This window comes from Streptomyces sp. NPDC051315 (assembly GCF_044455165.1).
GTDB lineage: Bacteria > Actinomycetota > Actinomycetes > Streptomycetales > Streptomycetaceae > Streptomyces.
In genome coordinates this window covers 73612-97282 of the sequence record NZ_JBITEN010000028.1, presented here as the reverse complement: position 1 = coordinate 97282, position 23671 = coordinate 73612, and the positions used below count along the sequence as shown (strand labels likewise).

General features: G+C 73.3%; 22 protein-coding genes and 1 pseudogene. 13 read left to right on the top strand and 10 right to left on the bottom strand.

Annotation, left to right across the window (positions count from 1 at the left end; translation table 11 throughout):
• Positions 1-32 precede the first annotated feature (32 nt).
• Together tap and tpg are read left to right on the top strand one after the other, a co-directional pair.
• Positions 33-2423 carry a telomere-associated protein Tap gene (gene tap, locus ACIBBD_RS36370; RefSeq protein ID WP_399423975.1) on the top strand — a complete coding sequence of 797 codons (2391 nt, stop codon included), beginning with the start codon at positions 33-35 and terminating at the stop codon, positions 2421-2423.
• 3 nt (positions 2424-2426) lie between these two features.
• Positions 2427-3017: a telomere-protecting terminal protein Tpg gene (tpg, locus tag ACIBBD_RS36365; RefSeq protein WP_399423974.1), complete on the top strand. Its 591-nt coding sequence runs from the start codon at positions 2427-2429 to the stop codon at positions 3015-3017.
• Between the two features lie 56 nt (positions 3018-3073).
• Here the strand turns inward: tpg and ACIBBD_RS36360 are convergent.
• Together ACIBBD_RS36360 and ACIBBD_RS36355 are read right to left on the bottom strand one after the other, a co-directional pair.
• Positions 3074-3379 (bottom strand): annotated as a pseudogene (locus ACIBBD_RS36360) (transcriptional regulator); the annotation flags it as partial.
• Positions 3380-3395: 16 nt separating this feature from the next.
• Complete coding sequence (locus ACIBBD_RS36355) at positions 3396-4763, bottom strand: pyridoxal phosphate-dependent decarboxylase family protein (protein ID WP_399423972.1); 1368 nt, start codon at positions 4761-4763, stop codon at positions 3396-3398.
• A gap of 288 nt (positions 4764-5051) precedes the next feature.
• Here ACIBBD_RS36355 and ACIBBD_RS36350 point away from each other — a divergent pair, with 288 nt between their 5' ends.
• Positions 5052-5375: an alpha-amylase gene (locus tag ACIBBD_RS36350; protein ID WP_399423971.1), complete on the top strand. Its 324-nt coding sequence runs from the start codon at positions 5052-5054 to the stop codon at positions 5373-5375.
• A gap of 33 nt (positions 5376-5408) precedes the next feature.
• Here ACIBBD_RS36350 and ACIBBD_RS36345 read toward each other — a convergent pair whose 3' ends face one another.
• A complete protein-coding gene (locus ACIBBD_RS36345) occupies positions 5409-5672 on the bottom strand; it encodes a hypothetical protein (protein ID WP_399423970.1) in 264 nt (87 codons plus the stop codon).
• A 111-nt stretch (positions 5673-5783) separates the two neighbouring features.
• On the opposite strand from ACIBBD_RS36345, the gene rox reads away from it, so the two are divergent.
• Positions 5784-7220: a rifampin monooxygenase gene (gene rox, locus ACIBBD_RS36340; protein WP_399423969.1), complete on the top strand. Its 1437-nt coding sequence runs from the start codon at positions 5784-5786 to the stop codon at positions 7218-7220.
• A gap of 4 nt (positions 7221-7224) precedes the next feature.
• Here the strand turns inward: rox and ACIBBD_RS36335 are convergent, their stop codons facing one another.
• Together ACIBBD_RS36335 and ACIBBD_RS36330 are read right to left on the bottom strand one after the other, a co-directional pair.
• On the bottom strand, positions 7225-7638 hold the full coding sequence (locus tag ACIBBD_RS36335; protein ID WP_399423967.1) for a VOC family protein: 414 nt from the start codon (positions 7636-7638) through the stop codon (positions 7225-7227).
• Positions 7639-7648: 10 nt separating this feature from the next.
• Positions 7649-8077 (bottom strand): helix-turn-helix transcriptional regulator, encoded by a 429-nt coding sequence (locus ACIBBD_RS36330; protein ID WP_399423965.1) that lies wholly within the window; start codon positions 8075-8077, stop codon positions 7649-7651.
• Positions 8078-8503: 426 nt separating this feature from the next.
• Here ACIBBD_RS36330 and ACIBBD_RS36325 point away from each other — a divergent pair, with 426 nt between their 5' ends.
• Positions 8504-10903: an ATP-binding cassette domain-containing protein gene (locus ACIBBD_RS36325; protein WP_399423964.1), complete on the top strand. Its 2400-nt coding sequence runs from the start codon at positions 8504-8506 to the stop codon at positions 10901-10903.
• 141 nt (positions 10904-11044) lie between these two features.
• Here the strand turns inward: ACIBBD_RS36325 and ACIBBD_RS36320 are convergent, their stop codons facing one another.
• The gene (locus ACIBBD_RS36320; protein ID WP_399423962.1) at positions 11045-11494 is read right to left on the bottom strand and encodes a MarR family winged helix-turn-helix transcriptional regulator; all 450 of its coding nucleotides are present in this window, start codon (positions 11492-11494) and stop codon (positions 11045-11047) included.
• 103 nt (positions 11495-11597) lie between these two features.
• Here ACIBBD_RS36320 and ACIBBD_RS36315 point away from each other — a divergent pair, with 103 nt between their 5' ends.
• A complete protein-coding gene (locus tag ACIBBD_RS36315) occupies positions 11598-12161 on the top strand; it encodes a quercetin 2,3-dioxygenase (protein ID WP_399423960.1) in 564 nt (187 codons plus the stop codon).
• A complete protein-coding gene (locus tag ACIBBD_RS36310; RefSeq protein WP_399423958.1) occupies positions 12151-13023 on the top strand; it encodes an alpha/beta hydrolase fold domain-containing protein in 873 nt (290 codons plus the stop codon). Before ACIBBD_RS36315 ends, ACIBBD_RS36310 begins: the two co-directional genes overlap by 11 nt.
• A gap of 89 nt (positions 13024-13112) precedes the next feature.
• Here the strand turns inward: ACIBBD_RS36310 and ACIBBD_RS36305 are convergent, their stop codons facing one another.
• Together ACIBBD_RS36305 and ACIBBD_RS36300 are read right to left on the bottom strand one after the other, a co-directional pair.
• Positions 13113-14312 carry an MFS transporter gene (locus tag ACIBBD_RS36305; RefSeq protein ID WP_399423956.1) on the bottom strand — a complete coding sequence of 400 codons (1200 nt, stop codon included), beginning with the start codon at positions 14310-14312 and terminating at the stop codon, positions 13113-13115.
• A complete protein-coding gene (locus ACIBBD_RS36300) occupies positions 14309-14899 on the bottom strand; it encodes a helix-turn-helix domain-containing protein (protein ID WP_399423955.1) in 591 nt (196 codons plus the stop codon). The genes ACIBBD_RS36305 and ACIBBD_RS36300 overlap by 4 nt, the downstream gene beginning before the upstream one ends.
• Here ACIBBD_RS36300 and ACIBBD_RS36295 point away from each other — a divergent pair.
• The gene (locus ACIBBD_RS36295; RefSeq protein ID WP_399423953.1) at positions 14898-15419 is read left to right on the top strand and encodes a GNAT family N-acetyltransferase; all 522 of its coding nucleotides are present in this window, start codon (positions 14898-14900) and stop codon (positions 15417-15419) included. The two genes, ACIBBD_RS36300 and ACIBBD_RS36295, sit on opposite strands and share 2 nt — an antisense overlap.
• Positions 15420-15483: 64 nt before the next feature.
• Here the strand turns inward: ACIBBD_RS36295 and ACIBBD_RS36290 are convergent, their stop codons facing one another.
• Both ACIBBD_RS36290 and ACIBBD_RS36285 read right to left on the bottom strand, forming a co-directional pair.
• Positions 15484-16017: a DoxX family protein gene (locus ACIBBD_RS36290; protein ID WP_399423952.1), complete on the bottom strand. Its 534-nt coding sequence runs from the start codon at positions 16015-16017 to the stop codon at positions 15484-15486.
• 120 nt (positions 16018-16137) lie between these two features.
• A complete protein-coding gene (locus ACIBBD_RS36285; protein ID WP_399423950.1) occupies positions 16138-16632 on the bottom strand; it encodes a MarR family winged helix-turn-helix transcriptional regulator in 495 nt (164 codons plus the stop codon).
• A gap of 49 nt (positions 16633-16681) precedes the next feature.
• On the opposite strand from ACIBBD_RS36285, the gene ACIBBD_RS36280 reads away from it, so the two are divergent.
• The 5 genes from ACIBBD_RS36280 to ACIBBD_RS36260 all read left to right on the top strand — a co-directional run bounded on the left by ACIBBD_RS36280 (position 16682) and on the right by ACIBBD_RS36260 (position 23626).
• Positions 16682-17974, top strand: a complete 1293-nt coding sequence (locus tag ACIBBD_RS36280; protein ID WP_399423948.1) for a multidrug effflux MFS transporter — start codon at positions 16682-16684, stop codon at positions 17972-17974.
• A 903-nt stretch (positions 17975-18877) separates the two neighbouring features.
• Positions 18878-19567 (top strand): polyprenyl diphosphate synthase, encoded by a 690-nt coding sequence (uppS, locus tag ACIBBD_RS36275; protein WP_399423991.1) that lies wholly within the window; start codon positions 18878-18880, stop codon positions 19565-19567.
• On the top strand, positions 19564-21081 hold the full coding sequence (locus ACIBBD_RS36270) for an oxygenase MpaB family protein (RefSeq protein ID WP_399423946.1): 1518 nt from the start codon (positions 19564-19566) through the stop codon (positions 21079-21081). Before uppS ends, ACIBBD_RS36270 begins: the two co-directional genes overlap by 4 nt.
• Before the next feature lie 199 nt (positions 21082-21280).
• Complete coding sequence (locus ACIBBD_RS36265) at positions 21281-22918, top strand: sigma-70 family RNA polymerase sigma factor (RefSeq protein WP_399423944.1); 1638 nt, start codon at positions 21281-21283, stop codon at positions 22916-22918.
• A gap of 129 nt (positions 22919-23047) precedes the next feature.
• Positions 23048-23626 carry a DM13 domain-containing protein gene (locus tag ACIBBD_RS36260; protein WP_399423942.1) on the top strand — a complete coding sequence of 193 codons (579 nt, stop codon included), beginning with the start codon at positions 23048-23050 and terminating at the stop codon, positions 23624-23626.
• Positions 23627-23671 lie beyond the last annotated feature (45 nt).

The following is a 23671-nucleotide window of genomic DNA, read 5'->3' as shown; positions in this document are numbered from 1 at the left end:
ACTTCTGTTAGTGTCCGGGTCGGAGGTGGCGTGTGCAGCAGAGACCGACCCAGGAAGAGCTGTTCGCGGCGGTGGACGAACTGCTGGCCGGCGAGCCCGAGTTGCCCTCACCCGCGGAACGGATCCGGCTCCGTGACGCGGCCGGGGTGAGCCAGGCCCGTGTGGCGCAGGTGCTGGGCACGACGAAGCAGACGGTGAAGAACTGGGAGAGCGGGCGGTCGGAGCCGCGAGCGCCGCGCCGCCAGGCGTACCTGCGGTTGCTGGAGGGCTGGGCGGCGAAGTACCCGGCCGAACCGGCGACCGGCACCACGCCGGAGGCCTCCAACGACCCTGTGCCCACCGCGAGGGTTTCCCCCGACTCGGACTCGGCGTCGGCCGTGAAGGTTTCCCCCGACTCCGACTCCGTGCCGGCCGCGACGGTTCCCGTCGAGTCCGTGCCGGCCGCGACGGTTTCCCCCGCCCTCGGGCAAGCCGCGACGGCCTCCCCCGCCCCCGAGAGGGAGGTGAAGGCTCACCCCGCGCCCGCGCCCGTCCCGAGGACTCTCACCCCGCCCGCCCCGAACACCGCGCCCACGCCCGAGCCCGCGTCCGCCCCGGCACGGCGCCCGGCGCGGACGAAGGCGAGGGCCGCCGCGCCCGCGGGGGAGAAGGGTTTCCCGAACGGTCCGCTGGCGGTCCTGGACGGAGACGGCACCGCGTACTGCCTCGGCGGCGTGCTGCTGGAGTGCCCGGCCACCACCGTCGCGCAGTTGGCGGAATGGGTGCTCGAGGAGTCCGGGATCGGCACGCCGCGGCTGCACCGGCACGGCAAGGACTCCGACCCGCTGATCGTGCTCACCGCCTCGGCCGCGGCCCGGTTCGGACTGCCGGAACGGCTGGAGGACCGCCGGGGGCTGCGCCTGCCGGACGACCATCCCGTCGTCAGGCAACTGACGAAGGCCAAGTGGAGGCTGACGCAGCGTGGGTTCGGCCCGTGGCCCAGGGTCTACCGGCCCGCGCAGGGTGGCCGGCGGCAGTGCGTGCAGCTGGCGGTCCTGCCGTGGGACGCCCTGGACACCCGTGCCTGGGGCGACGCCGCCCACCTGCACCCCGCCGACCTCGCCCGCGTCCTCGGAGTGTTCGCGACCCGGGTCCTCACCCCGCGCGGCTCGACGGCCGTCACCGGCCTGGAGCTGATGACCGCGATGCGGCCGCCGACCCGGCCGGTCAAGGACGAGACGACCGGCGCATGGGTGTCCGGCCCGAACCCGGGCGCGCTGACCCGGCCGGTGGATCCGGCGCCGCCCGAGGCCCCGCTGGAACACCCGGTCGCCCAGGGCTGGGAGCGCGGCTTCCTCGACGAGGAGGCCTACCAGTGGGTGCGCGACCCGCACCTGCTCGCCGATGAGGAGTGCCTGCTGCCCTGGGCGGTGGGCATCGACATCAACACCGCCTTCCTCGCGGCTGCCTCCCGCCTCACCGTCGGCCTGGCGGAGCCGGTCCACGTCACCGCGCCCGTGTTCGACAAGAAGGTCCCGGGCACCTGGCGGGCGGACCTCTCCCGCATCGAACTGGACCCGCGCCTGCCCAACCCCTTCACGCCCACCGGGCAGCGTCCCGACGGGCCCGGCTGGTACACCACCCCGACGCTGGCGTACGCCGAAGAACTCGGCCACGACGTCCGGCCCACCGAGGCGTACCTGCGCCAGGAGACGGGTGCGTACCTCGACCCCTGGCACGACCGCCTCAGGGAGGCCTACCTCGCCACCAGCGCGGAGATGGGCATCCCCGTCACCAAGGACGCCGACCCGGCCGTGTTCCTGGACGCCATGGCGCTGCACAGGACGTACGCGGCCGGCGACGAGGACGCTCCCGACGCGTTGCGGGCCGCGCTGCGCGAGCTGTCCGTGCACCGGACCGACGTGGCCCGGCTGGCCGCCGCCGACGACAGGGAGCTGGCGGCCGCGGTCCGCCGGCACCGGCAGGGCGCCATGGTGCTCTCCGCGATCAAGTCGACGGTCAAGGGCGGCATCGGCAAGCTCCGGGAACGCCCCCAGGGCCGCCACTACCGTGACGGGGAGCGCTGGCCCGCCCTGGAGCGTCCCACCTGGCGACCCGACATCCGCGCGGCCATCATCGCCAAGGCGAGGGTGAACATGCACCGCAAGATGGCCAAGCTCGCGGCGCTGACGGCCGCGTACCCGCTGGCGGTGCTCTCGGACTGCGTCGTCTACGCCAGCCGTGGCCCCTCTCCCCTGCACCTCCTGCCGTCCAACGGCGACGGCACGCCCGTCTACGGCACGTTCCGCCTCGGTGTGCACCCCGGATTCTGCAAGCTGGAGGGCGTCCAGGAGATGGCCTGGGCGGTGGACCTCATGGAGCAGGGATACAGCCCCGCCCGGCACATCAAGGGCGGGGACGCCGTCGTGGACGAGGGGGAGTAGGCCATGGTGCGACGCATCCGTCCGGGCAACGCCGACGCCGACGACGCCCTCATCAACGAGGCCGTCGACCGCGCGGACGAGGAAGCCTTCACCCGTCAACCGCCCAAGACCCTGCAAGGCCGCATCAACTTCCTGTTCAGGCAGCTGAAGACGGCCAAGGCGGTCGCGCAGGAGATCGGCGTCACCGCGGACTCCGTGAACCGCTACCGGCGCGGTGCCCGCAGGCATCCCCCGAAGGAGATCGCCGACCGGATCGACGCCGCCGTACGGGCCCGCTGGCAGCCCCGGGTCCGGGACCGGCGCCGCCGGCAGGCGGCTGCCACGACCGGCATCATCGTGGAAGCACGCGCCCGCTTCGGCTACACCGCCCCGGTCGGCACCACCGACGACGGCCGCCTGCGCCGCATCACCGTCCACCTGCCCGCCGAGTACGCCCGGCGCCTGTTCGACGCCCAGCGCGGCATCGGCGACCGGACCCCCAACGAGGTCATCGCCGAAGGACTCCAGGAGGCCTACTTCAAGGACCACGGGCGCCGCGCCGACCTGCTCGAGGTCGAGTTCACGGACATCGACTACATCGACGTCTCCTACTGAAGGGGCCCGCCCGGAGAGCGGTGGGCCGGCCCGCGTGAGCCGAAGCGCGTTGGTTGTCACATGGGCAGGCTCGTTGTCACTGGCGGGTCCGCAGGCCGTCCGGGCCGTTCCTGGTTGCTGAGCTGTGTCGCGGACGGTGTGGAGGCGAGGCTGCCCAGGAGCCGGATGCGTTCCTCGGTGGGGGAGCCGGCTGCGCTGGTGCAGGCGAACATCGTGCAGCCGGGGTGGTCGGGCAGGCTCACGGCTTCGTAGACGAATTCGAGGTCGCCGACGTCGGGGTGGCGAATCTGCTTGGTGCCGCTGTGGTGGAGGCGGACGTCGTGGGTCGACCAGCGGCTGCTGAAGGCGTTGCTGCGGGTGACGAGCGCGCCCTCCGCGTCACGGGAGGGCCGCCGCGCGCCGGATCGCGTCCAGCGCGCGCGTCACGTCCGCGTCGGTCGTCGACCAGTTGCTGACCGAGATCCGCATGACGCGACGGCCGTGCCAGGTGGAGCCGCTGATCCATGTCGTGCCCTCGTCGAGGAGCCGGGTGAGTACCCGTTCCGTGCGTCCGTCGTCGCCGAACTCCGCGCAGACCTGGGTGAAGACGACGTCGTTGAGGACGGTCGCTCCGTCGATGGCGGCGATGCCGGTGGCGAAGGCGGAAGCATGCCGGCACAGTCGGTCGACGAGGTCGGCGACGCCCGACCGGCCGAGGGACCGGAGCGCGGCCCACACGGTGAAGGCCCTGCCGCGCCGGGAGAGCTCGGGGACCTTGTCGACGGGGTCACCGTGTTCGGCCTGGATGAGGTAGGCGCCGTGCAGGCCCATCGCCGCCCTGAGCGCCGCCGGGTCGCGCACGATGGCGAGGCCGCAGTCGTAGGGGACGTTCAGGGTCTTGTGGGCGTCCGTCGCCCAGGAGTCGGCGGCCGGGAATCCCGCTGTCAGATGGGCGTGGTGCGGGGAGGCGGCCGCCCACAGCCCGAAGGCGCCGTCGACGTGCACCCACGCGCCCGCCTCGTGAGCCGCACGGATCGTCTCCTCGAACGGGTCGAAGGCTCCGGAGTGGATGTCTCCGGCCTGCAGGACCACGATCGTGGGGCGCCGGCCGCCGGCCGCCAGGGTGTGCCGCAGGGCCTCCGGCTCGATGCGTCCCTGGCCGTCCGCCGTCACCAGCTCCGGTTCACCGAGGCCCAGATAGCGCAGCGCCAGGTCGATGGCCATGTGACGGTCCTCGCCGGCGACGACGCGCAGCGCCGGCCCGCCCACGAGTCCGTCGCGGGCGACGTTCCGGCCGGCGCGGCCCAGGACCGTGTCGCGCGCGGCGGCCAGGCAGGTGAAGTTGGCCATCGTGGCGCCCGTGGTGAAGCCGACGGCGCAGTCGCCGGGCAGACGCAGCAGATCGAGCAGCCACGCGCCGGCGAGGTCCTCCACCGCCGTGTGGGCGGGCGAGACGGTGCGCATCACGCAGTTCTGGTCCCAGGCGCTGACCAGCCAGTCGGCGGCCAGCGCGGCCGGCCCGGTGCCGCCCACGACGAACCCGTAGAAGCGGCCACTGGGAAAGCCGGTGAGTCCCGGCTCGCAGGCCGTGGCCATCAGGTCGACGACGTCCGCGGGCGGGCTCGGACCGTCGGGCAGGTCGGCGCCGAGCGCGCGCACGATCTCGTCGACCGAGGCGCGGGCGGGAATCCGGCGCTCGGACAGGGTGGCCAGCCAGCGGACGGCATGGCCGTACGCCCGGTGGAGCGCCGCCTCGCGCTCGTCCATACCTCGGACTATGGGACGGCCACCGTCACGACGCAAGCCACGGCTTCCGCGCAGCCGTGGAGCGGGCGGCCCGCCGTCATCGACCGGGATCGCCCTCCGCGTCGACCGGGATTGCCCTCCGCGTCGGACACCACGTTCTGCAAGAGTTGCAGACACGTTTCGCATCGGTGAACAGGGCTTTTGCTTCATGATTGGACGACGTCTGAAAACTCATTCATCTTCTTGCGCAAGACGTCGAAGGTCTCAAGGATGGCGGCTGCCCCATCCGTCTCCCACAGGAAGAGCGCCATGCCGCATCTCCTCGCACAGGTCACCGCCACCGCCGCCGCCACGCTGGCGGCCCTGCTGCCCGGCGTCACGGGCGACCGTTCCGCGGCCGTCGATCCGTCCCGGGCCCCCGCACCCGCGTGCGTGCACCACTACTCCGACTGGCGCTACACCACCGTCGTGAACGACTGCGACACCACCGTGAGCGTCACCGTCGACTACACCAACGGCCAGCCCGCCCCGTGCCGGACCGTCGCTCCCGGCGGCCTGGCCACCTTCGCCGGCTACGGCTTCGACGGGAACCACGTCGTCGGCCTGAGCGCCTGCGTTCCCGCGACGGCCTGACCGCCGCGGGGCGGCCGGGCCGTCGCGCGGCGGTCAGGGCAGGTCGACGCCGTGCCCGTAGGGGAACACGGGGTCCCGGGTGTCGTTCGGGACGTCCGGCCGGGACGCCTCCACGGCGGCCATCGACCGCGGCGGCTCGAACGGCAGCCGGCCCTCGGCGCGGGCCCGGCCGAAGGCGACGTCGAGAAGGGCCAGGCCCGAGGAGAAGGCGCCGAAGGACAGGCGGCAGAGGCCGAGGGAGAAGGCGCCGAAGGCGGAAGGCGACGGTGAAAAACAGAAGGCAAGGAGGTCACCCACTCCTTGCCACGCTCAACGTATAGCGCACCGGGGGGCTTGCGGCAAGGCCCCGGGCGTGCCGCAGAATCACCCGCCGAAGCCACTACCTGCAGAAACGAACGGTGATTCGTGATGATCGACGTGATCGTGGCCGGCGCTGGACCCACCGGGTTGATGCTGGCCGGCGAGCTGAGGCTGGCCGGGGTGCGAACGGTCGTGCTCGAGAAGCTCGCCGAGCCCACCGGACAGTCCCGCGGGCGCGGCCTGCACGTGCGCAGCGTCGAGATCATGGACCAGCGCGGACTGCTGGACCGGTTCCGCGCGGCTGGTGAGGAGTTCCAGGTCGGCGGCCTCTTCGGTGGCATCCTCAAGCCGTGGCCGGACCGGTTGGACACGGCCCACCCGTACGGCCTCGCCACCCCGCAGCCGGCCACCGAGCGGTTGCTCGACGAGCGTGCCCGCGAACTCGGCGCGGAGATCCGGCGGGGCTGCGAAGTGGTCGGGCTCAGCCAGGACGAGGAGGGGGTGACCGTCGAGCTGGCGGACGGCACGCGGCTGCGCTCGCGCTACCTCGTCGGCTGCGACGGCGGCCGCAGCACGGTGCGCAAGCTGCTCGGCGTCGGTTTTCCCGGTGAGCCCGCCAGCGTGGAGACGCTGCTGGGCGACATGGAGGTGACCGCGGACGCGGCGACGGTCGCCGCCGTCGTCGAGGAGGTCCGCCGGACCCAGCTGCGGTTCGGCGCCGTTCCCGATGTGGACGGCAACGAGGGCGTGTACCGCATCGTCGTGCCCGCCGAGGGGGTGGCCGAGGACCGTGCGACCGCGCCGACCCTGGAGGAGTTCAAGCAGCGGCTGCGGGTGGTCGCCGGCACCGACTTCGGCGCGCACGCGCCGCGCTGGCTGTCCCGGTTCGGCGACGCCACCCGGCAGGCCGAGCGTTACCGGGTCGGCCGGGTGCTGCTGGCCGGCGACGCGGCGCACATCCACCCGCCGACCGGCGGGCAGGGGCTCAACCTCGGTGTGCAGGACGCGTTCAACCTCGGCTGGAAGCTGGCCGCCGAGGTCAACGGCTGGGCGCCGGAGGGGCTGCTGGACACCTACCACGCCGAACGGCACCCGGTGGGCGCCGCCGTGCTGGACAACACCCGCGCGCAGATCACGCTGCTGGGGACCGATCCCGGGGCGACCGCGCTGCGGGAGCTGTTCTCGAAGCTGATGGACTTCGAGGAGGTGAACCGGTACGTGACCGAGATGATCACCGCCGTCGGCGTCCGCTACGACGTCGGTGAGGGCCACGACCTGCTCGGCCGGCGGCTGCGCGACGTGAAGCTGAAGCGGGGGCGCCTCTACGAGCTCATGCACGGCGGCCGCGGCCTGCTGCTCGACCGGACCGGCCGGCTCTCGGTGGCGGGCTGGGCGGACCGGGTCGACCACGTCGTCGACGTCAGCGAGGAACTGGACGTTCCCGCGGTACTCCTGCGGCCGGACGGCCACGTGGTGTGGGCCGGTGACGATCAGCGGGATCTGCTGGGCCATCTGCCGAAGTGGTTCGGCACAGCCGTCGGCTGAGCGGCTACCCGAGGGTCTGGGTGAACCGCAACAGGTTGCCGGCGGGGTCGCGGAACGCGCAGTCGCGGACGCCGTAGGGCTGGTCCATCGGCTCCTGCAGCACCTCGGCGCCCGCGGCGGCGATGCGCTCGAAGGTGGCGTCGCAGTCGTCGGTCGCGAAGATGACGCCACGCAGCAGGCCCTTGGCCATCAGCTCCGCCATGGCCCGCTTGTCGGCCGGTGAGGTGTTGGGGTCGGCGGCGGGCGGTTCCAGGACGATGTCCACGTCCGGCTGCGAGGGCGCCCCCACGGTCACCCAGCGCATCCCCTCGAACCCCACGTCGTTGCGCAGCTCGAGCCCGAGCACGTCACGGTAGAAGGCGATCGCCCTGTCATGGTCGTCGACGGCGATGAAGCACTGGGAGAGTCTGATGTCCATGCCGTTCACGCTACGGCCCGGCGGCGCGGCGGGCTTCTCCGTTCCTGACCGGCCGCGTGTGGATCTTGGCCACGCAGGCCGGGACGGCGGCGCCGTCGTCGTGGCCGCGGGCCCGGTAGGCGCTCGGGCTCTCGCCGACCAGCTCCGTGAAGCGTGAACTGAACGACCCCAGCGACGTACAGCCGACCGCGAAGCAGACCTCGGTCACCGTGAGGTCCCCGCGCCGCAGCAGCGCCTTGGCCCGCTCGATGCGGCGGGTCATCAGGTAGCCGTAGGGCGTCTCGCCGTACGCGGCGCGGAAGCTGCGGGAGAAGTGGCCCGGTGACATCAGGGCCTCACGCGCGAGCGCCGGGACGTCGAGCGGCTCGGCGTAGTCCCGGTCCATCCGGTCGCGGGCCCGCCGCAGCCGGACGAGGTCGTCGAGGTTCTGCCGTCTCATCCGACGAGTTTCCCACGGCGCCGAAAGCCGGTGCGGAGGAACGGGCAGGACGCCGGGAAGACCGCGCCGACCGGGGAACGGGCCGGGCGGCCGCGCGGGGTGGAGCGGGTGGGCGAACCGATCAGGAACGGAGAAGCGCCGGCCCGTGCGCCGCGCCTAGCGTGACCGCCATGGACCTCACTCCCCGTGCGAGCCTCCCCGCACGACGACCCGGACCGCTTCGGCCGCCGACGGCCCGCCGGCCAGCGGCACGCCGGTCGTGACCCGGGCCGGGCGGCGGGGGCCGGGCGGCACCCGCACGGGTGTCACGCCACCCCGGGCGACCCCGCCGAATCCGGTGGACACGTATGGCCACGAGCTGGTCGGATCGAGCCGGGCGACGCAGACGGAGACCGCGAAGGCGGCCCCCCGACAGATGGAGACACGATGAGCATGGGCACGAGCACGGACACGCAGTCGCCTGCGTCCCACGTTGCCGACAGCCACGATCTGATCCGCGTGCACGGCGCGCGCGAGAACAACCTCAAGGACGTCAGCATCGAGATCCCGAAGCGCCGTCTGACGGTGTTCACCGGCGTCTCCGGTTCGGGCAAGAGCTCTCTGGTGTTCGACACGATCGCCGCGGAGTCACAGCGGCTGATCAACGAGACGTACAGCGCCTTCGTGCAGGGCTTCATGCCGACGCTGGCGCGGCCCGAGGTCGACGTCCTCGAAGGGCTGACGACCGCGATCATCGTCGACCAGCAGCGGATGGGTGCCGACCCGCGTTCCACCGTCGGCACCGCCACCGACGCCAACGCGATGCTGCGCATCCTTTTCAGCCGGCTCGGCACGCCCCACATCGGCCCGCCCAGCGCGTACGCCTTCAACGTCCCCTCGGTCCGGGCGAGCGGCGCGATCACCGTCGAGCGCGGCAACAAGAAGGCGGAGAAGGCGACCTTCAGCCGCACCGGCGGCATGTGCCCCCGCTGCGAGGGCATGGGCACGGTCTCCGAGATGGACCTGTCCCAGCTCTACGACGACAGCAAGTCGCTCAACGAGGGCGCGCTCACCATCCCCGGCTACAGCATGGACGGATGGTACGGCCGCATCTATCGTGGCTGCGGCCTCTTCGACCCGGACAAGCCGATCCGCGCGTACACCAAGAGGGAACTGCACGACCTGCTCCACAAGGAGCCGACGAAGATCAAGGTCGACGGCATCAACCTCACCTACGAGGGTCTGATCCCGAAGATCCAGAAGTCGTTCCTGTCCAAGGACGTCGACTCGCTCCAGCCGCACATCCGCGCCTTCGTGGAACGGGCGACGACGTTCACCGTCTGTCCCGAGTGCGACGGCACCCGGCTCAGCGAGGGAGCCCGGGCGTCGAAGATCCGGGGCGTCAGCATCGCGGACGCCTGCGCGATGCAGATCAGCGACCTCGCCGCGTGGATCCGCGGCCTCGACGAGCCGTCGGTGGCGCCGCTGCTCGCCAAGCTGCGGCACAGCCTCGACTCCTTCGTGGAGATCGGCCTCGGCTACCTCTCGCTCGAACGGCCGTCGGGCACCCTGTCGGGCGGCGAGGCGCAGCGCGTGAAGATGATCCGCCACCTCGGCTCCTCCCTCACCGACGTCACCTACGTCTTCGACGAGCCCACCACGGGTCTGCACCCCCATGACATCCAGCGGATGAACAACCTGCTGCTGCGGCTGCGCGACAAGGGCAACACGGTGCTCGTCGTGGAGCACAAGCCGGAGGTCATCGCCATCGCCGACCACGTCGTGGACCTCGGACCCGGCGCCGGTACGGCGGGCGGCACCGTCTGCTTCGAGGGCACCGTCGAGGGGCTGCGGGCCGGTGACACCATCACCGGGCGCCATCTCGACGACCGGGCCGCCGTGAAGGAGACGGTGCGCAAGCCCACCGGCACCCTGGAGATCCGCGGCGCGAGCGCGCACAACCTGCGTGACGTCGACGTCGACATCCCGCTCGGGGTGCTGGTCGTCGTCACGGGCGTCGCCGGTTCCGGCAAGAGTTCGCTCGTGCACGGGTCGATCCCGGCCGGCGAGGGCGTCGTCTCGGTCGACCAGGGGGCGATCCGCGGCTCCCGACGGAGCAACCCGGCGACGTACACCGGACTGCTGGACCCGATCCGCAAGGCGTTCGCGAAGGCCAACGGCGTCAAGCCGGCGCTGTTCAGCGCCAACTCCGAGGGCGCGTGCCCCACCTGCAACGGCGCCGGCGTCATCTTCACCGACCTGGCGATGATGGCCGGCGTCGCCAGCACCTGCGAGGACTGCGAGGGCAAGCGGTTCGAGGCGTCCGTCCTCGACCACCACCTCGGCGGCCGCGACATCAGCGAGGTGCTGGCGATGTCGGTGACCGAGGCCGAGGAGTTCTTCGCCGACGGGGAGGCGCGCACGCCGGCCGCGCACAAGATCCTCGGCCGGCTCGCCGACGTCGGGCTCGGTTACCTCACCCTCGGCCAGCCGCTCACCACGCTCTCCGGCGGCGAGCGGCAGCGGCTCAAGCTGGCCACCCACATGGCCGAGAAGGGCGGCGTCTACGTGCTCGACGAGCCGACCACCGGCCTTCACCTCGCCGACGTCGAGCAGCTGCTCGGCCTGCTCGACCGGCTCGTCGACTCCGGCAAGTCGGTCATCGTCGTCGAGCACCACCAGGCGGTCATGGCGCACGCCGACTGGATCATCGACCTCGGCCCCGGCGCCGGCCACGACGGCGGCCGGATCGTCTTCGAGGGCACACCCGCCGACCTCGTCGCCGCCCGCTCCACCCTCACCGGCGAGCACCTCGCGGCGTACGTCGGGTCCCGCCGGAGCGGCTGACACGGCCCGAGCGGCGCGCTCAGACACCACCAGGGCGTGTGCCGGCCCCCTGGGGCCCTGCCGATGGCGGGGTCCCGGGGGGCCTTGTCGACAACGGCTTCCCAGGGGGCCGGTCATGCGGTGACGTTCCCCGCGGCCGGGTCACCCGGCGGGGACGGAAGGCTCCGGAGGTTCGCCCCAGGGCATCTCCAGCACCGCTCGGAGTTCCGTGACGGACCGCTGCCCGATCCGGTCGGCGAGGACGCGCTCGAGCCCGTCGAGGATGGCCGTGGCCCGCTCGTGCGCCCGTCGCCCCTTCGGCGTGCGGCGGATCAGCAGTTGACGGGCCGACGCGGGGTGCGGGGCCTGCTCGAGCAGGCCCACGGCGACCAGGGCGTGCACGGTCTTGTGCGCGGTCTGCCGGGTGACTCCCATGCGCCGCGCGAGTTCCGACACGGTCGTGCCCCGCTCGTCCAGGACCGCGAAGAGCTGCAGCTGGGTCGACGACACCTGCTCGGCTCCGGCCGCCTCCAGAGCGGCCAGCAGGGCCTCCTCGAACCACCTGCGGCCCTCGCCCAGCAGCTGCGGCAGGCTGCGGTGTCCGGCGTCCATGGGCTCCTCACCGTCCGGAAGGAAAGGTCGACGAAGTCTTGCACATCCCGCGATGTGGATGTCAGCCTGACTGACATAGAGTGGTGCCGACCAGAGGAGAGCCATGACCATCGAGTACGCCACCCGCTACCGCCGTGCCTCACAGATCCCCCCGAATCCGGGCACGCCGTACTTCATCGAGAAGGGCATGGGCGACCGCGCGCAGCTCTTCTCCGACCTGTTCACCGTCTACGCCGGCGGCGAGCAGACGGAGAACACCTTCAACTTCTTCACCTGTGAGGGCCCCAAGGGCGACACCATCCCGGCCCACCTACACCCCGACACCTACGAGGTGTTCTTCGTGACGGACGGCGCCGTGCGCCTCTTCGTCGAGGACACCGCGGGGGAGCAGTACGAGAAGCTGCTGACCAGCGGCGACTTCGGATTCGTGCCGAAGAACTGTCCCCACGCCTACCGCATCGAGCGGCACGGGAGCCGGATCGTCGGCGTGGCGGCCGGTCCCGGCGGGACGTTCGAGCGGTTCTTCGAGAACCTCGGCACCCCGGTGGAGGGTCCCGGCCTGCCGCAGCAGCCGTTCGTGCCGGAACCCGGCAAGTTCGCGACCGTGCCCCAGCAGTACGACGTGCGGTTCCTCCCCGACCACCAGTGGCGCTCCCGTGAGTCGTGAGACGGACCTGCGGACCCTCATCGCGGCCCCCCACCCCGACCGGGCTCCGCTGCCGCCGGCGGCCGACGTCGGCGACGGGGTGCGCCTCCTGCGGGGAGTGCCCTTCGCGGACCTGCCGGGCGTACGCCCGCCGGAGCTCGACCTGTGGCTGCCGCGGCGCCGGCCGGACGGACCGCCGGCCCCCCTGGTGATCTTCGTGCACGGCGGCGGCTGGCGCCGGGGGCGGCGTGAGGACATGGGCTACCGCATGCGCGGCTGGGAGCCCGGCCCGTTCGCCAGGATCGCCGCCGCGGGACTCGCCGTGGCCTCCGTGGACTACCGGCTCAGCGGTGAAGCGCTCTTCCCCGCGCCGCTGGAGGACGTGCGCAGCGCCCTGCGCTGGCTCGTCCGGCGCTCTCCCGAGCTCGGCACGGACGCCGACCGGGTCGTCGTGTGGGGGGAGTCGGCAGGCGGGCACCTCGCCGCGCTGCTCGCGCTGTCGCCGGGGATACCGCCGGTGAAGGGCGCCGTCGCCTGGTACGCGCCGAGCGACCTCGCCCTCCAGGGCGACGACCCGCACACTCCCGAAGCGCTCCTGCTCGGCGCGGCCCCCGCCGACGTACCCGGCCCGGCACGGGAGGCGAGTCCGCTCGCCCAGGTCCGGCCCGGAGCGCCGCCCTTCCTGCTGGTGCACGGCGAGGACGACTCCATGGTCGGCTGCGACCACAGCCGCCGGCTCGCCGCCCGCCTCGGTGAGGTCGGCGCCGAGGTCGAGCTGCATACGGTCCCGGGCGCGGACCACGTCTGGCACGGGCTCCCCGACGACCGGGTCGGCGAGATCTTCGACCTCACCCTGCGCTGGATCCAGCAGCGCGTCGCGTGAGGCGTACGGCGCCTCGCCCGGCGCGAGCCCCGGCCGGCGGCGGGCCCCGGCCGTCCGGGGCCCGCTCATGCCGGCACCCGGGTGACGGGTCAGGTGGCCGACGGGGCGGCTCCCGGCGCTCCGGCGGGCCGCTCGCCGACGGCGGCGAGGCCCCCGGCGGTGAGCAGGGCGGTCACGGCCACGCACACCGTTCCCGGCCAGCCGAGCGCGTCCAGGAGCGGGGCGGTGGCGGCCGCGCCCAGCGCCCCGACGGCGAAGTACAGCACGAGGTAGACGCCGGTCAGACTGCCCGCACGCCGGGGGTCGATGGCGACGATCCGGCTCTGGTTGGCCGCCTGGGCGGCGAAGCACCCGGCGTCGAACAGGGCCAGCCCGAGCACGGTGACCGCGGGGTGCCGCAGACCGGTGGCCAGCACCGCCGTACCGGCCGCCGCGACCACCATCGCCGCCGCCGTGACCCGGTGCGGCGTGTACCGGTCGGCCAGGCGTCCGGTGAACGGCAGGGCGGCGAAACCGAGCAGCCCGGCCAGGCCGTACAGCCCGATGGCGGTGGCGTCGAGGGAGTGGGGCGGACGCGCCAGCGCCAGGGCGAGTCCCACCCAGACGACGTTGAAGGCGAAGTACCACAGACCACCGGTGAGGACGGCCCGGCGCAGGGGGCGGTGGCGGCGCAGCAGGGGCGCGAGACCCGCGAGCGTGGCGAGGTAACCGCCCTGCGGGCGCGGCCGCTCGCGGGGCAGGAGCCGTGCGGTGGCGAGCGCGGCGAGCAGGGCGAGGCCGGCGAAGACCAGCAGCATGCGCCGCCAGCCGAGGAGGTCGGAGAGGGTGCCTCCGGCCCAGCGGCTCAGCAGGATGCCGGCCGACAGGCCGGTGGCGACGATGGCCATGGCCGCACCGCGCCGGCCGGGCGCCGCGTACCGGCCCGCGATGGCGCCGGCCTGGGCCGCGACACCCGCCGTCGCGCCGATGAAGAGGTACGCGGTCAGGAGGACCGCCGCGTTCCGGGCGGACGCGGCGAGGGTGAGCGCGGCGGCGAGGGCGCACAACTGTGTGCCGACCAGCCGGTGCGGCGCGACACGGTCGGTGAGCGGCAGCAACAGCGCGAACCCGGCCGTGCAGCCGGCGAGGGCGGCGGTCGGCACCAGTCCCGTCACCGCGGCGGACAGCCCGAGGTCGCCCGCCACCTCGGTCAGGGCGGGCTGGAGGGCGTAATTGTTGGCGATCGCCGTCGCCGCCGTTGCGGCGAGCAGGACGGTGCCGTGGCGGGGGAGGGGTGACTGCTCGCTCACGGCCGCTCGGCCTGGGCGCGGATGACCACGTACCGGCACTCGCCGTCGCTGTCGTTGGCGAAGGTGCACGGCGCGGGCTCGCCGAGTTCGACGGTGTCGCCGGGACCGAGGACGTGGACGGCGTTTCCCTCGTGGAAGGTCAGGCGCCCCTCCAGGACCCACACGACCTGACGGGCGAAGGCGAAGGACGCCGCCGGGTAGGCCACGCTCGCGCCGGCGGGCAGCCGGATCTCCGCCGTCTCCACGGGGAAGTGCGGTCCGGTGATCTGGCGGCGCCGGTAGCCGGTGTCGGGATCGCGCCACTCGGCCGTGTCCTGCTGGCGGCGCACGCCCCCCGCGGGAGCCGCTGTGTGCGCCTCTCCCTCGGCGAGCGCCAGCAGGGAGGAGACGCTGAGCCGGAAGGCGGCCGACAGCTTGCCGAGCACGACCGCCGTGGGGCTGCTCTCGCCCCGCTCGATCCGGTTGATCATCGCGCGGGAGACGCCGGAGGCCTCGGCCAGCTGCGTCAGCGTCCAGCCCCGCCGCTCCCGTTCCGTCCGCACACGCGCGGCGATCCGCTCCACCAGGGGATCTACTATGTTGGACATGACGGCAATATATGAGAAAGGGGCGGTGGTGCGGGTCCGGCCGGCGTGCGAGGCCGACGGCGAGGCCATCCGTGCCATCCGCAACCACGCGGTGGCGACGTCGACGGCGCTGTGGACGCAGACCCAGCAGTCCCCGGCCGACGCCAGGGCCTGGCTCGCCGCGCACCTGGGGCGTGGCTCCGCGCTCGTGGCCGAGGCCGGCGGCCGGGTCGTCGGGTTCGCGGTCTACGCGCCCTGGCGGGAGCTCGACGGTTACCGCCACACCGTCGAGAACTCCGTCTACGTACGTGAGGGCAGCCAGGGCCTCGGCATCGGAGGCGCGCTGCTGTCCGCGCTGATCGACTCGGCGCGCCGCGCGGGCCACCACAGCATGATCGCCGGGATCGAGTCCGGCAACGCGTCCTCGATCCGGCTGCACGAGCGGTTCGGGTTCGCCGTCGTGGGGACGGTGCGCGAGGCGGGCCGGAAGTTCGGGCGGTGGTTCGACCTCACGCTCATGCAACTGCCCCTGGAGGCCTGAGACCGGGCGGCGCGGCGAAGGCGGTCGGCCGAGGGGTGCCGACCGGCCGGGGCTGGTCCGCGGATCAGCGGCCCAGCTTCGCGCGGACCGCGCCCGCGGTGGCCGCGGGGCGCGCGGTGGCCCGGACCGACCGCCGGACCAGCCGTGCCTCGCGCCGCACGCCCCGCGCGGCGTGCCGGCCCCGCCACCGCAGCGACGGATTGCCCTCCGTGTCCGCGGCCGCGATCATCAGACCGCCCAGCATGGACGCGTTCTTCAGGAACTGGATGCGCTGCCGGTCGCGCTCGTCCGGGTCCTCCGCCTCCCAGAACCGGTGGGCCGCCAGGGTCGTGGGCACGAGCGTGGCGGCGATGGCGAGCGCGGCCACCCGGGGGACCCGGCCGGTGGCGAGCAGCAGCCCGGCCGCGACCTGCACGGCCCCACTGAGCCGTACGACGTCCTCGGTGCGGTCGGGCAGTGACCCCACGCGGTCGGTCAGCGGCCGCACGACGGACTCGGCGGCCGGCGCGACCTGCTCGGGTGCTCGCACGGACTGAAGACCGCCCGAGACGAACATCGAGGCCAGCATGGGACGACCGACCATACGCAGCAGACTCATGGTCTCTCCAGACAGGTTGACCGGACACGAAAGGTGGCCACCGTGTTCCCCGCCGGAGGGCACGTCATTCGACGGGCCCCGGCTCCGCCCGGCTCCGCCCGTCGGCTCGGCGCCTGTGGCTCAGTCGCGGCTCGACCGCCCCTCCATCGCCTCGACCAGGCGCCCCAGCGCCCTGAGGACCCATTCCCGGTCGTCCCCGAGTCCGTCCAGCAACGCGACCTCGGCGGCGAGCTGGCGGGGGAAGAGGTCGTCGACCGCCCGCGCGCCGGACTCGGTGATGGTGACCAGGGCGGCGCGGCGGTCGGCGGGACTGGGGGTGCGCGCGATGAAGCCGCGCTTCTCCAGTCTGGCGAGGGTCTTGCTGACACCCGCGCGGGACAGGCCCAGCGCCGCGGCGAGGCGGCGGGCGATGAGCGGATCGGTGGCATGGCGGAGCAACACGAGCAGGTCGACCTCGGGCGCGGTGAGGGGAGCGCCCTCGTAGAGGGGCTCGACGGCCCGGTCGAGGAGGCCCGTGGCGCGCTTGAGGAGGGCCACCAGATCGATCGGGGACGTGTCCAGATCCGGGTTGCTGCGGGCCCATTGCGCGCGGACGTCGGCGGGGGAGAGGGGCATACGCTCGGCCAAACTGTTAACTGGTGAACTATCGGTTATCGTTACGGTCATGGTATCGCCGTCCCCCACCCGACGGGCGGGTGCGCACCGCACCGCCGACGCCGCACCGACCGCCCCTGTCCCTCCCTCCGGACGGGCCGCCGGGGCCCTCGTCGCCGTCCTCGCCGCCCTGACCGCGGTCGCCCCGCTCGCGACCGACATGTACGTCCCCGGCTTCCCCGCCATGGGGGACGCGCTCGGGGTGAGCACGTCGGCGGTGCAGCTGACCATGACCGCGTTCCTGGCCGGACTGGTCGTCGGCCAGCTCCTGATCGGGCCGCTGAGCGACGGGCTGGGCCGGCGCCGGCTGCTCATCTGCGGATCGGCCGGCTTCGTCCTCTTCTCCATCCTCTGCACCGTCGCGCCGAACGTCACCGTGCTCACCGGCGCCCGCTTCCTTCAGGGCGTGGCCGGAGCGGCGGGCATGGTCCTGGCCCGCGCCGTCCTCACCGACCGCTTCCAGGGCGCCGACCTGCCGCGCTACTTCGCGGTCCTGTCCCAGATCATGGGCGTGGCCCCGATCGCCGCGCCGGTCCTCGGCGGGGCGATCCTCGGCGTCTCCACCTGGCGTGCCGTCTTCGCCGTACTGGCCGTGCTGGGCGTCCTGCTGCTGTTGGCCGTGGTCCGCGCGGTGCCCGAATCCCTGCCGCCCGAGCACCGCCGCGGCGGCGGCTTCGCGAGCACGTTCCGCGCCATGGGCTCACTGCTCGGCCGCCGTGCCTTCATGGGATACGTCCTCGTCGTCGCGTTCGTGTCGGCGGCGCTGTTCGCCTACATCAGCGGCTCCAGCTTCGTCTTCGAGAGCCTCCACGGCGTCTCCGCGACGACGTACTCCCTCATCTTCGCCACCAACGCGGTCGGCATGCTGCTCGGCGGAGCGGTCTTCTCCCGCCTGGCCCGGAGGCGCAGGCTGAACACCCTCCTCACGGCCGGTGTCGGTGTCTGCCTGCTGGGCGCGCTGGCCCAGGTGCTCCTGGTCGTGACGGTGGGGGAGACCCTGGCCGGCACATGGATCACGCTGTTCGTGACCGCCGGCGGGATCGGCGTGGTCTTCCCGGGAGGCATGAGCATCGGCCAGGCGGTGGGCCGGGCGGCCCCGGGTGCCGCTTCGGCGCTGCTGGGTGGTCTGCAGTTCCTGCTCGGGGCGCTGGCCTCACCGCTGGTCGGTCTCTTCGGAGAGGACAGCTCCCTGCCGATGGCGCTGATCATGCTGATCGCCGTGGCGGCGGCGGCCCTGGCCCTGGCCGTACTGGCGCGGCCCTGGCAGGGGCACGGCGAACCGGACGGTTCCGGCAGTCCGTGACCAGCGGCGGAGCCGACGGGGACGGGCGCCGAGCTGGCGCCGGACACGCCAATTGGGCTCCGGCGGGGCATCCGGGCGCGGCGCCGCTCGCCACGGTCCCGGATCCGCCGCGGCCACGGTCCCGGATCCGCCGCGGCGCGGGCCGCGCCGGGTGAGACGGCCGGCCGAGGCCCTGACCCCGGCGGGCGGTCCCCGCCGTGCGGGCCTGCCGCCGCCCCGATCGCAGGGTGCGCACGGCCACGAGGCGCCCCGCCCTGCGGTGCCCCGCACGACGGCTGCGCCGTGCGTTCAGCGGCCCCGGATGGCGCTGGTGGCGAAGAACCCGGTGGCCGCGGCCGTGATGAGGGCGCAGACGGAGAACAGGACGGTGCGTCGCATGAGGGAACCTTTCCCGGTGATGACGGATGGGTCCTGCACAACGCCGCCCGGGCCCGAGTCGGTTCGCCGTCGGGCCGACGCCACCCGGACGGACGCGACCGTGCGGGGGCCGGGGTGTACGTCACCGTGGGGGCGAGGGCGACCGTGCCCGCCCGCAGGGGCACCGGCCGGCCCGTGCCCGGCAGCGGACGATCTCCTCGACGCCGGGCGGGCGGGAAGGGATGTTCGTCGAGCGACCGTACGCCGGTGATCGCGTACGAGTGAACATGCGCTGATCGCGTCCGGACGGTGAGGCACGCCCGGCACTCTGCTGCGTGTCGGCCCGGGCGCGAGGGGGAGGCCGGCGCGTGCCCGGTCCCGGCTCCGCCGTGCCGAACGGCACGCCCGAGTCGGAGGGATGGCGCTGTGCAGCCAGAAGGAACACCGGTGACGGACGCGGGGGGCACCGGCGGTCCGGTCACCTCGGCGGTCCCCGGGCCCGCACGACCCGGGCGGGTGACGGCGCCCCGGCACGTCGCGTGCGTGATGGACGGCAACGGCCGCTGGGCGACCCGGCGATCACTGCCCCGCACGTCGGGTCACCGCGCCGCCGAGGCCACGGTGATCGATGTCATCGAGGCGGCGCGGACGGCAGGAGTGGAGTGGCTGACGCTGTACGCCTTCTCCACCGAGAACTGGCGACGCCCGAGCCACGAGGTCGACTTCCTCATGCGGCTGGTGCGCCACGCGGTGCGCAAACACGCCCCGCTGCTGCACGCACGAGGCATCCGCTGCCGCTTCCTGGGCGTCACCGACCCCCGCATCCCGCCGTCCCTCACACGGGACTTCGACGACCTGACCACGCTCACCGGGGAGAACCGCGGGATGACGCTGACCGTCGCGTTCGATCACGGCGGACGCGGCGACATCGTCGAGGCGGCACGCTCACTCATCCGGCGCGGGGTACCGGCCGACGACGTGACCGAGGAGTCCTTCGCCGCCCATCTCCCCTTCGCCGACACACCGGACGTGGACCTGGTCATCCGGACCTCGGGTGAACAGCGGATCTCCAACTTCATGCTGTGGCACGTCGCCTACGCCGAATGGGTCTTCCCGGAGGTGCTCTGGCCCGACTTCCGCGCACCGGACTTCCTGGAGTGCCTGCACATCTACCAGCAGCGCCGGCGCCGCTACGGCGGCGTGACGCCGAACACGAACGGAGAACCCCGACCATGACCGACCGCACCACCGGCAGCCACCCCCACGGCGCCGGACCCGAGAGGGCCGGCCGCGACGAGAGTTCCGTGCGGGGGAGCACCGAGCCCCCGTCCTTACCGCTGTTCGGACCGGGCTCGCAGTTCCACGCGTTCTTCGACGACCCACGCTGGGCGCTGGCGGTGGTCCGGGCGACGGTGCTGGAGGCCGCCCACCCGCAGATCGGCGCGGCGCTGATCGCCAACTCGACGTTCGTGGCGCATCCATGGCGCCGCCTGCGCAACACCCTCCTGAGTCTGCGGCGCATGTTCGGCGCCGACGAGCAGGTCCGGCAGCGGGAAGCGGCCCGGCTCAATCGTCTGCACGCGCGACTGAGCGGCGTCGACGAGCGGAACCGGCCCTACGACGCGATGGACCCCGAGATCCGCGCCTGGGTGGTCGCCACGCTCTTCGAAAGCACCGTCACCATGTGCCGGTTGAGCGGTCAGCCGCTCGACCAGGCCACGATGGAACGGCTCTACACCGAGTTCCAGGCGTTCCTCGCGGTCCTCGGCGACCGGGCCGGCCACCTGCCGCCCACCCTGCGGGAGTTCTGGCCGTACTACGACCGCGTCGTCGAGGAGGAACTGGAGAACACGGAGGCCCTGCGCATCATCCTCTACCGCCTCTTCGACCACCTCCCGGCGCCGCCCCTGCTGGGCGACCTGCCCACGGTCTGGGCGGCCGGCCGCGCCCTCGCGGGCCCCGTCCTCGGCGCGATCACCGTGGCCTCCCTGCCGGAACCCTTCCGCCGCCGGGCGGGACTGCCCGAGATCCCCGGAGCCCGGACCCTGACCCAGGGCGCCTATCTGGCGATGGGCCTGGCACGGTTCCTGCCGGACGGCTGGATCCAGGGGCAGGCGATGGCCGACCTGCTCTCGCTGCCACCCGACAGCGACGATCCGCGGGCCAGGACCCTGGCAGCGCTGCGCGACCGGACGAAACGGGCCGGCGCCCTGCTCAGACTGCTCAGCCCCCTCGCCGCGGAGCCCGACCCCGCCGAGGAGGGGCGACCGGTGCAGCGCAGTGCCGGTGAGTTCTTCGACGAGGTGCTCGACCAGACCGGGGACGGCTACCTGGACTGGCCCGATCTGGCGGCCATGGCACGCGAGGTGTCCGGCCGGCTCGACCTGGACGAACCGGAGGAGACCAGGCTCTACGACGCGTACGCGCACTGGTGGCGAGAGCTGCAGGCCGCCCTCGACACCGACGGTGACGGCCGCATCAGCAGACACGAGTACGCCGCGGCCGTACCGTCGCTCGCCGGGCCCGCCCTGATCAGGGTCGCCGAAGTCCTCTTCGACGTGACGGACGCGGACGGCGACCGCACCATCGACGCCGAGGAGTACCGCGCCCTGTTCCGCACCGGGTTCCGGCGTGAGTTGGCCGACGTCGACGGCGCCTGCTCCCGCGGGGCGTTCGTCAGGGACTTCCTCTGCTTCATGTCCGGCCGACGGCGTTCCACCGCCTACGACCCGCTGCTGGCCGAGGCCTGAGGCAGCCGGCCGAGCCCGCTCACCACCTCCCACCGCCGCCCGGCCACCGCCGGGTGTGACCGCGCCCATTGCGGTGGTCGGCCCGGTGCGGCCACCCTCTCTTCGCACGGTTTTCCGAAGAACTGTTATCCGGGGCTTCCTCAGGGATCTCCCTTGTGACGGACAGCAACGTTCGGCGTCGAAGACAGGGAAGCTGCACATGAGTACAGGGCACACGGTGGATCCGGCGGCGTTGGTGACCGCCGCCCGAGCGGGCGACACGGAGGCCCAGGACGCCCTGGTGGGCATCCACCTCCCGCTGGTCTACAACATCGTGGGCCGGGCCCTGAACGGGTCGGTGGACGTGGACGACGTGGTGCAGGACACCATGCTCCGGGCCCTCGACTCGCTGGGCGCCCTCCGGGCTCCGGAGAGTTTCCGTTCCTGGCTGGTGGCCATCACCATGAACCAGATCCGGGCGCACTGGCAGGACCGGCAGTCGGCCCACACCCCCGTGGAGCAGGCCGCGGACGTCGCCGATCCGGGCGCCGACTTCGTGGATCTGACCATGGTGCAGCTCCAGTTGTCGGGCCAGCGCCAGGAGACGGCTCGGGCGACGCGCTGGCTGGAGCCCGACGACCGGGGCCTGCTGTCCCTGTGGTGGCTGGAGTGCGCGGGGGAGTTGAGCCGGGCCGAGGTCGCCGAGGCCATGGGACTGTCCCCGCAGCACACGGCGGTGCGCGTGCAGCGGATGAAGGCGCAGTTGGAGGCGGCCCGCGTGGTCGTCCGGGCACTCGACGCGCAGCCGCCGTGCGAGGAACTGCGCAGAACGCTCGCGGACTGGGACGGCCGCCCCTCCGCGCTGTGGCGCAAGCGCATCGCCCGGCACGCGCGCGGCTGCGCCCGCTGCTGCGGCCTGTGGAACGGGCTGCTGCCCGCGGAGGGGCTGCTGGCCGGCCTGGCGCTGGTGGCGGCGTCGCCCGCGCTGCTGGCGAAGATACGTTCCGGCTCCGACCCGCTCGCGGTGGCCGCGTCCGCGTCCCCGCTCGGTGCGGCCACCGGCGCGGGCGGGCCGGGCGGCCACCGTGCCACGGGCCGGCAGGCCGTCTCCCGCGGCGTGGCTCGCCGTCGGCGGCGCAACCGGCGCCGGGCGGTCGGCGGCGCGGTCGTGGCGGCGTGCGTGGCCGGCGGAGGGCTCTACTACTTCGCCGTTCAGCCGGGAACGGGAACCGAGGGCACGACCGCGGCGCGGACCGCCGACGAGGCCCCGGCACCGGGGCACGCGACACCCGACACGGTTCGGGAGAGCTCCCTGTCCGCCTCCCCGTCCGCCTCCCCGTCACCGTCCGCGTCGACGTCGCCGCGTGCGAGTGCCTCACCGACCCCTCGCCCCACCAGAACCACCTCGGCCCCGAAGGAGCCGGTCCGGCCGCAGCAGCCGGCGCCCGGCACCCCGCAGGCTCCGCAGGCCCCGTCGGGCACCGCGGCCCAGGTCATCGCGCTGGTCAACAAGGAGCGGGCGGCGGCCGGTTGCCAACCGCTCGGCGAGGACGCCCAGCTGCGCGCCGCCGCCCAGGGCCACTCCGACGACATGGCCGCCCGCGACTTCTTCGACCACACCGACCCGGACGGGGACGGCCCCGGCGAGCGCGTCACGGCCGCCGGCTACCGCTGGTCCACGTACGGGGAGAACATAGCCAAGGGCCAGCGGACCCCGGAAGCGGTGATGACCTCCTGGATGAACAGCCCGGGCCACCGCGCCAACATCCTCAACTGCGCCTTCGAGGAGATCGGCGTCGGCATCCACGAGGGTGACGGCGGCCCGTACTGGACCCAGAACTTCGGCACCGAGCTGTGAGGCGCGGGCCGCGAGCGCGGGACGCGGCCCGGTGACGTCAGCATTCCGTCATCTCTTCCGGGACACGGGCCGGCCGCGCGTTGTGTTGAATGGGATGACGACGCGTTACTCACAGAAGGCAGGGGCGAGATGGGGCGGGCCAGGAACATGTGGGGCAGACCGGCGGTCATCGGGGTGCTGGTGACGGTCGTTGCCGTCGCCGGCTTCGGCCTGTACTGGTTCAAGCCGTGGACGCTGTGGCAGGACGAGACCGTGGACGAGGCCCTGCCCGGCGCCACCGCTCCGGCCGCGCCTGCCTCGCCGAAGCCGTCCGTGTCCTCCTCGGCGGCGCCGTCCGTGTCCGAGTCGCCCGGCCCGCGGACACTGGCCGACGGGGACCTGGTCAGCCATGAGCACGCGACCTCGGGCACGGTGAAGCTCGTTCGGCTGGCCGACGGCTCGCACGTCGTGCGGCTGGAGAACCTCGACACCAGCAACGGGCCGGACCTGCGCGTGTGGCTCACGGACGCGCCGGTGAAGGAGGGCCGGGGCGGCTGGCACGTCTTCGACGACGGGGAGTACGTCAGCCTCGGCAAGCTCAAGGGCAACAAGGGCAGCCAGAACTATGCCGTGCCGGACGGCGTCGACCCGTCCCGCTACACCAGCGTCAGCATCTGGTGCGACCGCTTCGACGTCTCCTTCGGCGCCGCCGAACTCGCCCGCGCGTGAGGGGGAGGGGACGGCCGCGTGCGGTCCCCACGACCGGTGCCCCGG

Bases quoted from the DNA above. Each gene is read 5' to 3' on its own strand.
- rox (WP_399423969.1), top strand. From the start codon at position 5,784: ATGATCGACGTGATCGTGGCCGGCGCTGGACCCACCGGGTTGATGCTG.
- ACIBBD_RS36320 (WP_399423962.1), bottom strand. From the start codon at position 11,494: ATGGACGCCGGACACCGCAGCCTGCCGCAGCTGCTGGGCGAGGGCCGC.
- ACIBBD_RS36260 (WP_399423942.1), top strand. From the start codon at position 23,048: ATGGGGCGGGCCAGGAACATGTGGGGCAGACCGGCGGTCATCGGGGTG.
- uppS (WP_399423991.1), top strand. From the start codon at position 18,878: ATGGACGGCAACGGCCGCTGGGCGACCCGGCGATCACTGCCCCGCACG.
- tpg (WP_399423974.1), top strand. From the start codon at position 2,427: ATGGTGCGACGCATCCGTCCGGGCAACGCCGACGCCGACGACGCCCTC.
- ACIBBD_RS36265 (WP_399423944.1), top strand. From the start codon at position 21,281: ATGAGTACAGGGCACACGGTGGATCCGGCGGCGTTGGTGACCGCCGCC.
- ACIBBD_RS36355 (WP_399423972.1), bottom strand. From the start codon at position 4,763: ATGGACGAGCGCGAGGCGGCGCTCCACCGGGCGTACGGCCATGCCGTC.
- ACIBBD_RS36280 (WP_399423948.1), top strand. From the start codon at position 16,682: ATGGTATCGCCGTCCCCCACCCGACGGGCGGGTGCGCACCGCACCGCC.
- ACIBBD_RS36330 (WP_399423965.1), bottom strand. From the start codon at position 8,077: ATGAGACGGCAGAACCTCGACGACCTCGTCCGGCTGCGGCGGGCCCGC.
- ACIBBD_RS36285 (WP_399423950.1), bottom strand. From the start codon at position 16,632: ATGCCCCTCTCCCCCGCCGACGTCCGCGCGCAATGGGCCCGCAGCAAC.
- ACIBBD_RS36335 (WP_399423967.1), bottom strand. From the start codon at position 7,638: ATGGACATCAGACTCTCCCAGTGCTTCATCGCCGTCGACGACCATGAC.
- ACIBBD_RS36325 (WP_399423964.1), top strand. From the start codon at position 8,504: ATGAGCATGGGCACGAGCACGGACACGCAGTCGCCTGCGTCCCACGTT.
- ACIBBD_RS36295 (WP_399423953.1), top strand. From the start codon at position 14,898: ATGACGGCAATATATGAGAAAGGGGCGGTGGTGCGGGTCCGGCCGGCG.
- ACIBBD_RS36290 (WP_399423952.1), bottom strand. From the start codon at position 16,017: ATGAGTCTGCTGCGTATGGTCGGTCGTCCCATGCTGGCCTCGATGTTC.
- ACIBBD_RS36270 (WP_399423946.1), top strand. From the start codon at position 19,564: ATGACCGACCGCACCACCGGCAGCCACCCCCACGGCGCCGGACCCGAG.
- ACIBBD_RS36315 (WP_399423960.1), top strand. From the start codon at position 11,598: ATGACCATCGAGTACGCCACCCGCTACCGCCGTGCCTCACAGATCCCC.
- ACIBBD_RS36300 (WP_399423955.1), bottom strand. From the start codon at position 14,899: ATGTCCAACATAGTAGATCCCCTGGTGGAGCGGATCGCCGCGCGTGTG.
- ACIBBD_RS36350 (WP_399423971.1), top strand. From the start codon at position 5,052: ATGCCGCATCTCCTCGCACAGGTCACCGCCACCGCCGCCGCCACGCTG.